General features: G+C 71.7%; 18 protein-coding genes. 11 read left to right on the plus strand and 7 right to left on the minus strand.

Translation table 11 applies throughout. From position 1 onward, the window contains the following. Window positions 1–96 precede the first annotated feature (96 nt). From HQQ78_RS06680 to HQQ78_RS06700, 5 genes are all read left to right on the plus strand, one after another. The gene (locus HQQ78_RS06680; RefSeq protein WP_173151729.1) at window positions 97–642 is read left to right on the plus strand and encodes a GNAT family N-acetyltransferase; all 546 of its coding nucleotides are present in this window, start codon (window positions 97–99) and stop codon (window positions 640–642) included. Between the two features lie 73 nt (window positions 643–715). Further along, complete coding sequence (locus HQQ78_RS06685) at window positions 716–937, plus strand: hypothetical protein (protein WP_056047020.1); 222 nt, start codon at window positions 716–718, stop codon at window positions 935–937. Between the two features lie 111 nt (window positions 938–1,048). Next, window positions 1,049–1,960, plus strand: a complete 912-nt coding sequence (locus tag HQQ78_RS06690) for a MerR family transcriptional regulator (RefSeq protein WP_173151731.1) — start codon at window positions 1,049–1,051, stop codon at window positions 1,958–1,960. A gap of 52 nt (window positions 1,961–2,012) precedes the next feature. Then, on the plus strand, window positions 2,013–2,348 hold the full coding sequence (locus HQQ78_RS06695) for a PadR family transcriptional regulator (protein ID WP_056047026.1): 336 nt from the start codon (window positions 2,013–2,015) through the stop codon (window positions 2,346–2,348). After that, window positions 2,341–2,889, plus strand: a complete 549-nt coding sequence (locus HQQ78_RS06700) for a hypothetical protein (RefSeq protein ID WP_173151733.1) — start codon at window positions 2,341–2,343, stop codon at window positions 2,887–2,889. The genes HQQ78_RS06695 and HQQ78_RS06700 overlap by 8 nt, the downstream gene beginning before the upstream one ends. Before the next feature lie 57 nt (window positions 2,890–2,946). Here HQQ78_RS06700 and HQQ78_RS06705 read toward each other — a convergent pair whose 3' ends face one another. Together HQQ78_RS06705 and HQQ78_RS06710 are read right to left on the minus strand one after the other, a co-directional pair. After that, window positions 2,947–3,360: an SRPBCC family protein gene (locus HQQ78_RS06705; protein ID WP_173151735.1), complete on the minus strand. Its 414-nt coding sequence runs from the start codon at window positions 3,358–3,360 to the stop codon at window positions 2,947–2,949. A gap of 51 nt (window positions 3,361–3,411) precedes the next feature. Next, entirely contained in the window at window positions 3,412–3,684 is a 273-nt protein-coding gene (locus tag HQQ78_RS06710; RefSeq protein ID WP_173151737.1) for a hypothetical protein, read from the minus strand. Window positions 3,685–3,748: 64 nt separating this feature from the next. Here HQQ78_RS06710 and HQQ78_RS06715 point away from each other — a divergent pair, with 64 nt between their 5' ends. After that, window positions 3,749–4,180, plus strand: a complete 432-nt coding sequence (locus tag HQQ78_RS06715; RefSeq protein WP_173151739.1) for a VOC family protein — start codon at window positions 3,749–3,751, stop codon at window positions 4,178–4,180. 78 nt (window positions 4,181–4,258) lie between these two features. Here the strand turns inward: HQQ78_RS06715 and HQQ78_RS06720 are convergent, their stop codons facing one another. Continuing rightward, the gene (locus HQQ78_RS06720) at window positions 4,259–4,666 is read right to left on the minus strand and encodes an ATP-dependent DNA ligase (protein WP_192124281.1); all 408 of its coding nucleotides are present in this window, start codon (window positions 4,664–4,666) and stop codon (window positions 4,259–4,261) included. Window positions 4,667–5,093: 427 nt separating this feature from the next. Between HQQ78_RS06720 and otsB the strand changes: the two genes are divergently transcribed. The 3 genes from otsB (at window position 5,094) to HQQ78_RS06735 (ending at window position 7,217) form a co-directional block, all read left to right on the plus strand. Further along, the gene (otsB, locus tag HQQ78_RS06725) at window positions 5,094–5,870 is read left to right on the plus strand and encodes a trehalose-phosphatase (protein WP_173151742.1); all 777 of its coding nucleotides are present in this window, start codon (window positions 5,094–5,096) and stop codon (window positions 5,868–5,870) included. A 127-nt stretch (window positions 5,871–5,997) separates the two neighbouring features. Continuing rightward, a complete protein-coding gene (locus HQQ78_RS06730; protein WP_123570715.1) occupies window positions 5,998–6,807 on the plus strand; it encodes a formate/nitrite transporter family protein in 810 nt (269 codons plus the stop codon). A 143-nt stretch (window positions 6,808–6,950) separates the two neighbouring features. Beyond that, on the plus strand, window positions 6,951–7,217 hold the full coding sequence (locus HQQ78_RS06735) for a hypothetical protein (protein WP_173151743.1): 267 nt from the start codon (window positions 6,951–6,953) through the stop codon (window positions 7,215–7,217). A 154-nt stretch (window positions 7,218–7,371) separates the two neighbouring features. On the opposite strand, the gene HQQ78_RS06740 is transcribed toward HQQ78_RS06735, so the two are convergent. The 3 genes from HQQ78_RS06740 to HQQ78_RS06750 form a co-directional block, all read right to left on the minus strand. Further along, a complete protein-coding gene (locus HQQ78_RS06740) occupies window positions 7,372–8,769 on the minus strand; it encodes an ABC transporter permease (protein ID WP_173151745.1) in 1,398 nt (465 codons plus the stop codon). Next, window positions 8,766–9,572 (minus strand): ABC transporter ATP-binding protein, encoded by an 807-nt coding sequence (locus HQQ78_RS06745; protein ID WP_173151747.1) that lies wholly within the window; start codon window positions 9,570–9,572, stop codon window positions 8,766–8,768. Before HQQ78_RS06745 ends, HQQ78_RS06740 begins: the two co-directional genes overlap by 4 nt. Before the next feature lie 61 nt (window positions 9,573–9,633). Beyond that, window positions 9,634–10,179 carry a hypothetical protein gene (locus HQQ78_RS06750; protein ID WP_173151749.1) on the minus strand — a complete coding sequence of 182 codons (546 nt, stop codon included), beginning with the start codon at window positions 10,177–10,179 and terminating at the stop codon, window positions 9,634–9,636. A 208-nt stretch (window positions 10,180–10,387) separates the two neighbouring features. Here HQQ78_RS06750 and HQQ78_RS06755 point away from each other — a divergent pair, with 208 nt between their 5' ends. Beyond that, complete coding sequence (locus tag HQQ78_RS06755) at window positions 10,388–10,867, plus strand: hypothetical protein (RefSeq protein WP_173151751.1); 480 nt, start codon at window positions 10,388–10,390, stop codon at window positions 10,865–10,867. Between the two features lie 387 nt (window positions 10,868–11,254). Further along, window positions 11,255–12,232 (plus strand): intradiol ring-cleavage dioxygenase, encoded by a 978-nt coding sequence (locus HQQ78_RS06760; RefSeq protein ID WP_173151753.1) that lies wholly within the window; start codon window positions 11,255–11,257, stop codon window positions 12,230–12,232. A gap of 75 nt (window positions 12,233–12,307) precedes the next feature. Here the strand turns inward: HQQ78_RS06760 and HQQ78_RS06765 are convergent, their stop codons facing one another. Further along, the gene (locus HQQ78_RS06765; RefSeq protein ID WP_254065008.1) at window positions 12,308–13,180 is read right to left on the minus strand and encodes a family 16 glycosylhydrolase; all 873 of its coding nucleotides are present in this window, start codon (window positions 13,178–13,180) and stop codon (window positions 12,308–12,310) included. Between the last annotated feature and the right edge of the window lie 19 nt (window positions 13,181–13,199).

Below are 13,199 nucleotides of genomic sequence, written 5' to 3' on the forward strand. Positions count from 1 at the left end.
TGACTGAGTGAACACTCACATCGATGATCTGTCAACCGTGATCGTGCGGACCGCAGCCATTCGCCGGCGGCCGGGCGATGCACGAGGATCGACGTCATGGACAAGGACACCCTGGCGTCGACCCCCCGGCTGACCCTCCGCCTGCATCGCGAGGACGATCTGGAGCGACTCCTCGCGATCCACTCACGACCGGACGTCTCGCGGTACCTCCTGGAGGAGCCCTGGACGATCGAGTCCGGACGGGCACAGCTCGATCGGCGCCTGGGTCGGACGGACCTCGCCGAGCCCGTCGGAGCACTCGCCCTCGTCGTCCAACGGGAGGGCCGGCTCATCGGCACGGTGGCGCTGTGGCGCACCGAGTCCGAACCCCGCACGCTCGAGGTCGGATGGACGCTCGATCCCGACCACGGAGGCCGGGGCTTCGCGGGCGAGGCGGTCGCGGCCGCGCTACGGCTCGCGTTCGCCCGGGACGACGTCCATCGCGTGACCGCGCAGATGGACGGCCGCAACACGGCCTCCGCCCGACTCGCGGCCCGGGTCGGCATGCGGCAGGAGGCGCACCACCGGCAGGACTTCTGGAGCAAGGGCGAATGGACCGACACCCTCGTCTTCGCGATGCTCGCCGACGAGTTCCCCGGGTGACGCGTCGGCCCCGGGGGGACGTGGACGGGCAGACTCGTGCCGAGGAGTCCACCGCGACGGAACGGAGACGGGCATGTTCATGAGGCGCGGCGGATCGACCGAAGGATGGGCGCTCATCGGGTTCGGAGTCGTCGCCTGCCTGTTCTCGGCGCTCGCCCTGTCCGGCGCGTTCGGCTCGGTGCCGGACGGCGGTCGCGCGGGGACGTTGGCCTACCTGGGCATCCCCGTGGGCATCGCGGCGATCGTCGTCGGCATCGTCGGCCTCCGTCGCGACGACCATCGCGCCGGGGACTGACCCCGCGCCTCCGTCGGCGGGCGTTCCGGGACCGCCCGGGTTGCAGGTGCCGCAGCGTCATGTGGTCTGCTCGAAGCACGTCCCGTGTCGTCCCGCGTCGAAAGGCCCGCCATGCATGCCATCCCGGTTCCGCCCCGTCAGGTCCTGATCGGCGACGCCGCGGCGTTCGTCGGCTTGACTCCCCGGGCGATCCGCCACTACCACCAGATGGGCCTGCTCCCCGAGCGCGAGCGGGGCACCGACGGCCGACGGCGGTACGGCTACGCGGAGATCATCCGGCTGCTGTGGATCCGCCGGATGGCCGACGCCGGGATCGCCCTCGACGACATCCGTGACGCCTTCACCGGGGCCGCGCCGGGCGCGGACACCGGCGTGACCGAGACCACGGACGAGGTCGCCGGCGTCCTCGCCCGACTGGAGGACACCCTCGCCGCGCAGGAGGACGAGCTACGCCGGAAGAGGGAGTCGGTCCGGCGCATGCGGATGCTCGGCAGCCGCCTGGGGCTTCTCGACGAGATCGTCTCCACCCGGCTCGAGGCCGCGCCCGAGGGCTCGCTGCGGCAGGACGACCTCGACTCGCTGCTGGTCACCGAGCGCATCTTCGGCCCGCTGGGTGCCGTCCTCCAGGCGAGCCGATTCCTCGTGCTGGCCCTGCACCCCGAGCTGCGTGCCGAGTCCGACCGCGTCGACGCCGCCGAGGAGGCGCTCGACGACTCGGTCGCCGTCGACGACCCCCGGGTGGCACGGGTGGCGGCCGAACGGCACGCCTTCGACATCAGGCTGCTGGGCCTGATCGAGGAGTCGGGCCAGCGGGACGAGGACGACGCGATCTTCGACGCCTGGGACGATCGACACCCCACCGAGGGTGCCGAGGCGGCCCCGGCGCCCGAGACGGCGGCGGGCTCCCGCGCCAGGAGCGCAGCGGACGTCATCCGGAGCATGCCCTACGACTTCTCCCCCGCCCGCCTGCGCTGCATGGAACTGGCCCTCCACCTGGCGGTGGCCGAGACGCCCACGCCCTGAGCGGTCCCGCGAGCCCTTGACCTGTCTTGCACCGCAAGGTAGCTTGTGACGCATGACAGCGGACGTGGGGGCGCAACTGCGCAAGGGGGTCGTCGAGTACTGCATCCTCGGACTGCTCGACCGTGAGCCCATGTACGGCTGGCAGCTCTCCGAGCAGCTCGTCGAGGCGGGTCTCGTCGCGAGCATCGGGACGCTCTACCCCATCCTCGGTCGCCTCCGGGCCCAAGGCCTGGCCACCGCCTTCGACCAGCCGTCCGCGACGGGGCCCGTCCGCAAGTACTACCGGCTCACACCCCTCGGGCGCGACCAGCTCGGCGCCTTCCGCCTCCAGTGGGCTCCGTTCACCGCCTCGGTACACCGACTCATCGGAGAAGACACCCGTGACTGACACCACACCCGAGATCACCACCGCCTACCTCGCGCAGCTCGACACCGAGCTCGACCAACTCCCGGCAGACCTGCACCGGGACATCGTCACCGGCATCCGGGAGGAGCTTGAGGGTCTCGACGCCGAGGCCGCAGCCGCGCGCATCCGGCAACTCGGCGACCCGGCCTTCATCGCCGCCGGGGCGCGCGCCGAGACCGTCGGCGAGGCTCCTCTCACCAGCCCGGACGCGCCTCCTCCCGGTCGGACGTTCTCGATCGTCGCGGTCGTCGTCCTGATCGTCGGCTCGTTCCTGGTGCCGATCGTCGGTGCGATCGCCGGCCTCCTCTTCGTCAGCCAGGCAAGAGCCTGGAGCCGACGGGAGAAGGCGGCCTCGTGGCTCGCCACAGTGGGTGTGGTCCTCCTCGCCCTCGCGGCCTCGACGGTGATGGCCTCGGCGGGTCTCGGCGGCACCCACCTCGTCGTCCTGGTCGCCTACCTCGTGTTCCCCGTGGTCGGCGTCGTGCTGGCCGTCCGCGCACAGCGCCGGGGCTGGCACGCCTGACGCGGGCTCCTGCTCGTCGCGGGACGCCCCTGAGCCGAGCGCCCGTCGACCGGTCCGCTACCGGGAGCGCGGGAGACGCTCGTCGAGCAGCGTCGCCAGCCGGTCGAGGTCACCACGCACGAGGCGGGCATCGGACTCGACGTCCGCTTCCGACATCCCGTCCCGGCGGAAGAGGGTGAAGACGGCCTCGCTCCCCTGGTCGTTGGCCACGACGCGGAAGGGGTTGCTCACGACCGTCCCGTCCGGCAGGGTCACGTCGTGATCGAGGATGCCGAGCTCCACCGGCCCGGTGAACGCGACCTCGACGACCCCCATGGGTGAGTCCGTGAGCCACCGCCCCCCTTCGTGACGGATGCCGGCACTCAGACCGGCCGCCCACGCGGGGAGGTTCTCCGGGTCGCCGGCGACGCTCGAGACGGCGGCGACGTCGTGGTCGAACGCGCGCGAGATGTGGACGGCGGGCCAGGTCATGCCGGGAAGCTAGCAGCGTTCCGCCCGACGAGCGACCCCCACGACGCCGGGTCAGCCCCGGCGGCGCGCACCTCGTCGGTAGCCGAGCCATGCCGCCAGGACGAGCAGGCCGACGACGAGGACGACCGCGCCCACGAGACTCGCGGTCGAGAACACGTGCACGCCGTCAGTGGTGAAGGTCGTGTCCGACAAGGGGGCGTACGCGAACCACCCGAAGGACACGGGTCGCGCCGACGCGACGGCGAACACGACGACGCCCACGACGGACGCCGCCAGACCGCCACCCAGGACGAGGCGGGAGACCAGGCCGGCACGTTGTGTCATGCCCGGACCATAGCGTGCGCGGTAGGCGGTCGCCAGCGCTCCGATCGAGGCGTAGCCTGCCCCCGTGGACCTCCAGCTGCGCCAGACCGTGCTCGACGCCGAGGACGCCCGCGGTCTCGCGTCCTTCTACTTCGCGCTGGTCGGTGGCATCTACCGCCCCGGGGACGAGCCACCCACGGACGGTTCGGATGATCGGGCCGAGTGGGTGACGTTCCGCACCCCCGAGGGCGTCCGCCTCGCCTTCCAGCGAGTCCCCGAGCTGCCCCGGGTGACCTGGCCCGACGGGCCGGTGCGCCAGCAACTCCACCTCGACTTCATGGTGGCGGACGCCGACGCGCTCGAGCGCCAGCGGTCCCTGGCCGTCTCGCTCGGCGCGACGGTCGTCGACGACCAGAGCGCCGACCCCGACGAGGCCCTCTACGTCTTCGCCGATCCGGAAGGGCACCCGTTCTGCATCTTCGTCGCGAGCGGAGTCGGAGACCCGACCGCCTGGTGACCGGCGTCGCGCCGGTCCCTGCACGCACCCTCCGGACGTGGAGCCCCGCGGGCTAGGCCAGACGTCGAGCCCCGCGGGCTAGGCGCGACTCGGCGGTCTCGCCGCCCTCGTCCTCGACGGCTCAGGACGGTCGGTGGCCCAGTCGACGTGCGTGCCGGTCACACCGGGCAGGTGGGTCGCCGGATCGTGATCGGGCTCTGCTTCGGGGTAGAGGCCCCGGCCTGACGACGCACTCGCGTAGAGCGCCGCGAGCCAGGTGGGGTTGATCTCGACCGTGCGGCTGCCGGCGAACTTGAACCGGAGGCTGATCTGGGGCGAGAGCCAGACGGTCGACCGGCCGTCGCCGGTCTCGATCGGTTCCTTCCACGAGAACATGAACGACTCGTTCTGGCGGAACTTGTTCACGATGACGATCTGGAGGTGGGCGAGGAGGCGGTCCTCGACCTTGAACTCGAGGACGTCGCCGTCGTAGACGATGTATCCCATGGCTGCTCCGAGACGGAGAACGCCCGACGGTGCTGACAGCAGGGTCTGGGCTGTGGTGGTGTGCGGATCTCACTGCGCACTGCGCCGGCCGTCTTCGCGACGCCACACGTGGTGACGAGACCACATCGGTGATGCGTCCGCTCGGCTCTCCTCGAGACCTGACACTAGACCGCCGACGAGGAAAGGCGACAGGGTCCCGACCCGAACGGGACCCTGCCGCCGGCAGCCCGCACCGGACCCGACCGGTGCCAGCGCACGCCTTGAGGACCTGAACCACCCTCAAGACATGCCCAGCCTGCGCCTGCGCTCGAAATGCCCGAAAGATCTGGACTTAAGCCGAACCCTTTGATACTCACGGGCGCGGTGGGCGTTGCGGCAGCGTCGACGTCCCCGAGCACGACGCCACGGCCGGACTTAAGGTCGTGTCATGAGTTCTAATCCGGATGTCATCCAGGCGTTGGCCTCGAGCGGCGCCGCGGGCCTGGTCATGGATTTCGACGGCGTGCTCTCCCCCATCACCGACGATCCGACCCTCAGCGAACTCCTGCCGGGCACGACGGATCTCCTCGAGGGCCTGGCCGGACGACTCAGGACGGTGGCACTGCTCTCGGGGCGGCCTGCGGACTTCCTCGCCGAGCGCGCCACGGTCCCGGGTGTCGATCTGTACGGTTCGTACGGCCTCGAACGGTGGACACCCCAGGGCGTCGAGGTCCTGCCCGAGGCCCGGACATGGCGGGAGGCCGTGACCGCGGCCACGAACGAACTCCACCGTCGGTTGGACGACGTCCACGGCATCTACGTGGAGGACAAGTCCCTCGCCGTGGCGGTCCATTGGAGGCGCGCACCCGATCAGCGGGCCGCAGAGGAGATGATCGCGCCGCTGATCGAATCCGCCGTGAGGACGCACGGCCTCCGACGGGAGCCCGGCAAGTGCGTCGAAGAGCTACGGATGCCGTTGGAGGAGGACAAGGGCACGGCGCTGGAGCGGATCATCCGATCGAACGTACTGGGCGTCGTGGCCTACGCGGGTGACGACCGTGGCGATCTCCCGGCGTTCGCGGTGGCCTCGAGCACCGGTGGCCACCCTCTGGTCGTGGACGCCGCCGACACCGCACCCGAGGTCCTCCGTGTGCCCGGGGTCCACTTCGACGGCCCGGCGCAGTTCCAGGAGTGGCTGCGGCGCCTCGACCGGGCGCTGACCTGACAGGACGTCGCGCCTCGCCGCCCGCCCCTCCTGACCCGGGTGATCGAGGAGCTGCGTCACACGGAGTCCGCTTCGTCTCTACTGTTCACCCCGAGGACGAGACTCGTTCCCGCGAAAGGAACGAGCGATGAGCGAACGACGTCGGCGAGAACTGGGCGAGTCGGACGAACCCCTCGAGGACGAACTCGACGAATCGTTCGACGCGACCGTGGAAGAAGGCGCCGAGCGACTGCACCGCACCCTCCGCACCACGCTCATCACGGGCTTCTTCGGAGGCCTCGAGGTCGGCCTGGGCATCATGGCGATGCTCGCCGTCCTGACCGAGACGGGCAGCCACCTCCTGGCGGGCCTGGCGTTCAGCATCGGGTTCCTCGCCCTGCTCCTGGCGCACTCGGAGCTCTTCACCGAGAACTTCCTCCTGCCGATCGCCGCACTCGCGGCGAAGGAGGGCACGTTCCTGCAACTCCTCAAGCTCTGGGGTGCCACGTTGGTCGCCAACCTGGCCGGCGGATGGATCTTCATGTGGCTCGTCGTCCAGGCCTTCCCCGAATGGCACACGACCCTCGACGAGTCGGCCCACCACTTCGTGGACGCTCCGTTCTCCCTGCAGACCGTGATCCTGGCCGTCCTGGGTGGCAGCACGATCACGCTGATGACCCGCATGCAGCACGGAACCACCTCCGACCCTGCGAAGATCGCGGCTGCCGTCGCCGGGGCGTTCCTCCTGGCCGGCTTGCAGCTGTTCCACTCGATCCTCGACTCGCTCCTCATCTTCGGGGCCATCCAGGCGGGCAGCGACGTCAGCTACGCCCAGTGGGCGGGGTGGTTCGGCTACACGCTGCTCTTCAACATCCTCGGCGGGCTCGTCCTCGTCACCTCCCTGCGGCTGCTCCGCACGAAGGAGCTCTTCTCGAAGGCGCGGGACGAGAACGAGTGAGGAGGCGCGGGAGCGGTCCGCCCTCGGCCGGACCTGGCCGTCGCACCAGACCGTGACGGCACACTCGACCGTCGCCGCACCTCCTTGATCCCTCTCGGCACTCGACGTACGGTGAAAGTGCCGATGACGTCGAGGGAGCGAGCATGGACGAGGACACGGAACAGCCGAGAGGTCGGCTCCGACTGCAGCGGCCGACGTTTCGAGGGTCCTCCGTCGGCTGGGGCATCGGAGCGGTCTTCTGGCTCGTCGGCGCGGTCCAGGCCCTGGTCCGGGTGGTGCAGGACGGAGGCACGTCCGTCGTCGGCGCCCTGGTCCTGATCGGGCTGACCGCCCTGGCGGTGGTCTGCGTCATCGGCACGGTGGCGACGATCCGGCATCCCCGTCCGGCGCCTCCCGCCACCGACGCCTGACCGGTTCCCCTGGTCGGCGGTGGACCCGCGGATGCCCCCTGGTCGGCCGATGAACCCCGTTTGCGACGATGAACCCCGATCTTTCGGGGTTCATCGTCGTGAACGGGGTTCATCAGGCCGCCGGCGAGCGGCGCACCCGGCGCCGCCGCACCGGTCAGCGCGCGGCGAGCGCCTCGACCGGGGTGACCGACATGGCACGGCGGGCCGGGACGAGGGCGGCGACCCCGGCCAGCACGGCGGCCGTCACGGCCAGGCCGAGCAGCAACGGGACGGGCAGCGTCGGCGCGATCAGCAGGCCCTGGTTCGCCGAACCGAGCAGCGCCTGGGCTCCGGCCCAGCCGTAGACGACGCCGAGCACGACCCCGACGACGATCGCCGTCAGCGCCATCTGCGTCGCCTCGAGCAGGATCATGCGGCGCACCTGACCCGCGGTCGAGCCGATCGCGCGCAGCAGACCCAGCTCGCGCCTCCGTTGCATGACGCTCAGCGACATGTCGTTGACCATGCCGACGGCGGCGATCACGGCCGAGAAGCCGACGAGGGCGGCGACGATCAGCAGCGTCGTGGTGAACACCTGGTCGAGCTCGGCGGCGTACGACGGGTCCTGTTCGATCGAGTAGATGAAGCTGCGCAGCGTCTCGAGCGCGACCGACAGGGTCGTGACCAGGGTCACGCCGATCACGATGCCGATCGTGGCGCGCGTGCTGCGCTCGGGCTGACGCACCGCGTTCTCGGCGGCGAGGCGGGCCACCTGGCTCGTGCCGAAGGTCCGGCCGACGGCGCTCAGCACGGCGGGCATGAGCGCGTGGGCGCCGACGACGACCCCGGTGAACGACAGCACGCCACCGAAGAACGCGATCAGCACGCCCATCGCGTCGACCAGCCCGACCACGACCCCGGCGACGAGCAGCAGACCACCGCCGACGACGAGGAGGGCGGCGACGACCGTCCGGACGAGGCGACGGCTCCGGCCCGCGACGGGGGCGTCCTGCGCGGCGTCGGTCGCCTGCAGCGGCGTCACCTGCAGCACGCGACGGGAGCCGACCCAGGCCGCGGCGACCGTGGTCAGCACGACGGCGACGGCCGGGACGAGACCGCCCACCGAGAAGTACGAGTAGGCGAGGTCGGGCAACTGTCCGCGACCGACGAGCACCCGCACGGCGACGACGACGAGGGCGAGCCCCACGAGCGTCCCGAGCACGGCCCCGGCGACCCCGACCACGAGACCCTCGCGGGCGACGGCCCGACGCTGGTCCCGTGCGGACGAGCCGAGCAGGCGCATCAGGGCGATCGTCGGCGTCCGGCCGGCGACCACGGTGGCGAAGGTGTTGGCCGTGACGATCGCCCCGACGTAGAGCGCGAGGCCGACGAAGACCGCGGCGACGAAGCCGAGCATCGTCGAGACCGTGCCGCTCGCGGCGACTGCGGCGTCGGAGGCGACGATCTGCTCGAGCACGTGGGTGACGCCGAGCAGGCCGACGCCGAAGGTCGTGCCGAGAGCGGCCACGAGGATGCTCGGACGGTGCTCGAGCAGCTGGTCGCGGGCGCTCACGCGACACGCTCCAGGTCGAGCATGACGCCCGAGATCTCGGCCGCGCTGCTGCGGTCGATCTCGTGCACGATGCGGCCGTCGGCGAGGAACACCACGCGGTCGGCGTAGCTCGCCGCGACCGGGTCGTGGGTGACCATCGCGATGCTCTGGCCGTGGTCCGTCGACGCGGTGCGCAGCACGTCGAGCACGTCGCGGCCGGCCTTCGAGTCGAGGTTGCCGGTGGGCTCGTCGGCGAAGATCAGGTCGGGCCGGGTCGCCAGGGCACGGGCGATCGCGACGCGCTGCTGCTGCCCGCCCGACAGCTGGTGGGGCCGGTGGGTCAGCCGGGCACCGAGGCCGAGCGTGGCGACGAGCCAGTCGATCCAGGCGCGCTCGTCGGCCGTGGCCCGACGCCCGTCGAGACGGAACGGCAACTCGATGTTGGCCGACACGTCGAGGGTGGGCACGAGGTTGAACGCCTGGAAGACGAAGCCGATGCGGCGACGACGCAGCAGCGTCAGCTCGGTGTCGTCGAGGCCGGTGATGTCGGTGTCGCCGAGCAGCACCCGGCCCGAGGTGGCCGAGTCGAGGCCGGCGGTGATGTGCATCAGGGTCGATTTGCCCGAGCCACTCGGGCCCATGACGGCCGTGAACCGGCCGGTCGGCAGGTCGAGCGAGACGTCGCGCAGCGCGTCGACGCGGCCGTCGCCCTGGCCGAAGGACTTCGTGACGTTCCGGACGCGGGCGACGGGGACCGCGCCTCCTCGGGTCGGGTCGGCGGGACGGGCGGACGGGACGCCCTGGGGCTGGTCGGGACGGGACATGGTGGTCTTCCTGTTCGTGAGGCGGGGGCGGGACGCGGGAGCGGATGGGGGCGTGGTGAGGTCAGTGGCGCAGCGTCGAGTTGACGTCGTCGCCGGGCACCGCGTCGACGGTGGTCCAGCTGGCCCAACGCCCGTCGACCTCGGCGACGACGCGGCCGTCACCACAGCTGACGAGCCCCGAGGTCGGCAACGGCTCGGGCAGCGTCGCGGGGTCGAGGGCCGGGCCGCCGAGGTCGCCGTCGACGGGGACGCAGGCGGCGAGGTCGGGGCCGGTCTCGGAGGTGAACGAGAGTTCGTAGCCGGGCTCCTGCGTGTCGAGGCGCACGTCGACGTCGCGCGCGTCGGCCGGCACCCAGGCCGGCAGGAACCAGGCGACGTCGGTCGAGTCGGCCGTGCTCGGGGCGTCGGCGGCGGTGTCGAAGTGGCGCTGCTGCACCTGCTCCGCACCAAGTGCGCTCTTCGCCGCGTCGACGGCCCCCGAGCACCCCGTGAGCGTGACGACGGCGAGCGCCGCGACGCCGAGACCGGCCGCGAGGGCGCCGCGGCGGCGGGTGGTGGGGGACGAGGAGGCGCGGGTCGCGATGGTCGCGGAGGTCGTGTCGTTCATGTCTACGATCCTCGCCGCGGGGCCCGGTACCGGAACATCACGTGCACCCACGGACCCGCGCGGGGGTTATCCCCCGCTGGCCCCCACTCCGTCCACAGCGGGAGTCGGTCGTACCGGTCGGTGTCGTAGGGTCGAGAGCAGGTCCGGCACGCAGACGTCCGGGCGGACGACGGACGGGGCACTCCCCTCCGGGAACGAGGGGGACATCGTGACCGAGCACCGAGGCCTCGGCCAGGGCGACACCGGCGCGGGGGCGACCCCGGTCGAACCACGGATCGCCCTCACGGCGACACCGTTCGTCACTGCGATCGCCCTCTCGCCGATCATCGCGATGGGCCTCGTGGTCGTGACCATGCGTCGCGCCCTCGAACTGGCCGTCCCGGGCCGGACCGGCGTCGACGCCGGTGACCTGGGCGTCGTGCAGATCGCCTCGTTCGTGCTCTGGATCGGCATCGTGTTGCTCGCCTGGCTCGACCACCGCACGCTGCGCTCCCGCGGGCTGGAGCGACCCTTCTCCTGGGCGTGGGCCCTGCTCGGCCCGCTCGTCTACCTGATCGGCCGCAGCGTCGTCGCGCGCCGCCGGGTCGGTGGCAGCGCCGCGCCGCTCTGGCTCTACCTCGGGCTGACCGTGCTCGGGTCGATCATCGCCGTGATCGTCGTCGTCTCGTCGGGGGTGCCGACGCCGTGAGCGTCGTGGAGGTCAGCACGGCCGTCGTCGAGCTGACCCGCGTCGAGCTGGGAACACGATCGCCGACGGAGGCGTAGCGTCACACGGGTCGAAGGCGTTTTCTTGCGTCTTCATTGGCCGGTGTTGCTTGCATCCCTGCCCGTGAAGCTCATGCGACAACATCGGCATCTGGGGCACGGCTACGGACTCTTCCGCGGCCGTGCCCCTCTCTCGTGCCCGGGCGGGCCGCAGGTGCGGCCGACGCAAGGAGGCGCGGTGCGAGACCCCTTCGCACCGCGCCTCCTTCATGGGCGCTTCATCGGAGGCGCAGGGCCGGCGCATCGGGACGGGCTCCAGGATGACGGTGATCCCATCCGAGGCGAGCAGCCCCGAGCCGAGAGCGTGACCATGAGCGACCCCCGCCCGACCCGCATCCCCGAACCCGACCGCACGCCCGAGGGCCCTGCCTACGAGGGACGACTGCTCGACCGCGTCGACGACGAGGTCGTCGACCAGGGCGTCGCCTTCGACCTGCGGACGCTCGTCTCGCGCCGCAGCGTGCTGAGCCTGATCGGGCTCGGGGCGGGCAGCGTCGTGCTCGCCGCCTGCACGTCGGCCACGGGGGCGGGCGGGACCGGCGCCTCCTCGACCGCCACGGCGTCGGCGAGCCCGAGCGCGGGCGCGGCCACCGCGCTGCCGGCGGGCGAGATCCCCGACGAGACCGCCGGGCCCTACCCGGGCGACGGCTCGAACGGAGCCGACGTGCTCGAGCGGTCGGGCATCGTGCGCAGCGACATCCGGTCGAGCCTCGACGGTGGCACCACCGCGGCCGGGGTGCCGATCACGCTGAGCATGACGGTGCTCGACATGGCGAACGGCGACGTGCCGTTCGCCGACGTCGCCGTCTACGTCTGGCACTGCGACGCGGCCGGCGGGTACTCGATGTACTCGGACGGCATCACGGGCGAGACCTACCTGCGCGGAGTGCAGGTCGCCGACGCCTCCGGCACGGTGACCTTCTCGTCGGTCTTCCCGGCCTGCTACTCGGGGCGATGGCCGCACGTCCACTTCGAGGTCTACCCCGACGCGGGGTCGATCACCGATTCGACGAACGCGATCGCGACGTCCCAGCTCGCCCTGCCCGAGGCCGCGTGCCGGACGGTCTACGCGCTCTCGGACTACGACGGTTCGACGGCCAACCTCGGGCGGGTCAGCCTCGCCGACGACAACGTCTTCAGCGACGACAGCGGGGCACTCCAGCTGCCGTCGGTGACGGGCGACGCGACGTCGGGCTACGCACTGGCGCTGACCGTCCGCGTCGACACGCGGACGACGCCCACCGCCGGCGCCGCACCCGGTGGCGGCGGCGCCCCCGGCTCACGCTGAGCCGCCGAGACCCCATGGCGACGGAAAGAGATGCGGTGCGAGACCTCCTCGCACCGCGCCTCCTCGGGTGGTCGCCTACTGGTAGACGCGCACGTAGTCGACCTTCATCTGCTGCGGCAGCGGGGTGCTGCCGTCGGGGTAGCCGGGCCAGGCACCTCCGACCGCGACGTTGAGGATGATGAAGAAGGGCTTGTCGAAGACCCACGGGTCGCCGCCCGTGCTGGCCGGCGTGACCTGGTGGTAGACCTGCCCGTCGACCGACCAGGTGATCGAGCCGGGTGCCCAGTCGACCGCGACGGTGTGGAAGTCGTCGGCGATCGACCACCCCTGCGGGTGCTGCCACGTGCTGGTCAGTCCCTCACCGCCCGAGTAGCCGGGGCCGTGCACGGTGCCGTGCACGCGGTGCGGCTCGAAGCCGACGTTCTCCATGATGTCGATCTCGCCCGCGCTCGGCCACGCGTTCGTGGGCAGGTCGGCCCCGAGCATCCAGAAGGCCGGCCAGATGCCCTGGCCGCGCGGGATCTGGATGCGCGCCTCGACCCGGCCGTACTGCGCCGTGTACTTGTTCTGCGTGGTCAGCCGGGCCGAGGTGTACGACCCGTCGCCCTCGCGCTTCGCGGTGATCACGAGGTTGCCGTTGCCGTCCAGGGCCGAGTTCGACCGCGAGTTCGTGTAGTTCTGCAACTCGCCGTTGCCCCAGCCGCCCCCACCGGTCTCGAGGTTCCAGACCGAGGGGTCGGGGGCACTGCCCGCGCCGCCGTCGAACTCCTGGGACCAGACGATCGCCTGCTGGGCGGAGGTCTCGGCCGAGGCCGGGGCGGGCGCGGCCGCGACCGTGGTCGCGGCGAGCGCCGCGGCGGCGGCCAGACCGACGCCGGTCAGGGTGCGACGCGTCAGGGTGCGACGGGTCAGGGTGCGTGTCGTCAGGTGCTGGTCGGTCCTCATCATGTCTCCGCTCGTCGTCGTG

The organism is Frigoribacterium sp. VKM Ac-2859, from assembly GCF_013204925.1.
Lineage (GTDB): Bacteria > Actinomycetota > Actinomycetes > Actinomycetales > Microbacteriaceae > Frigoribacterium.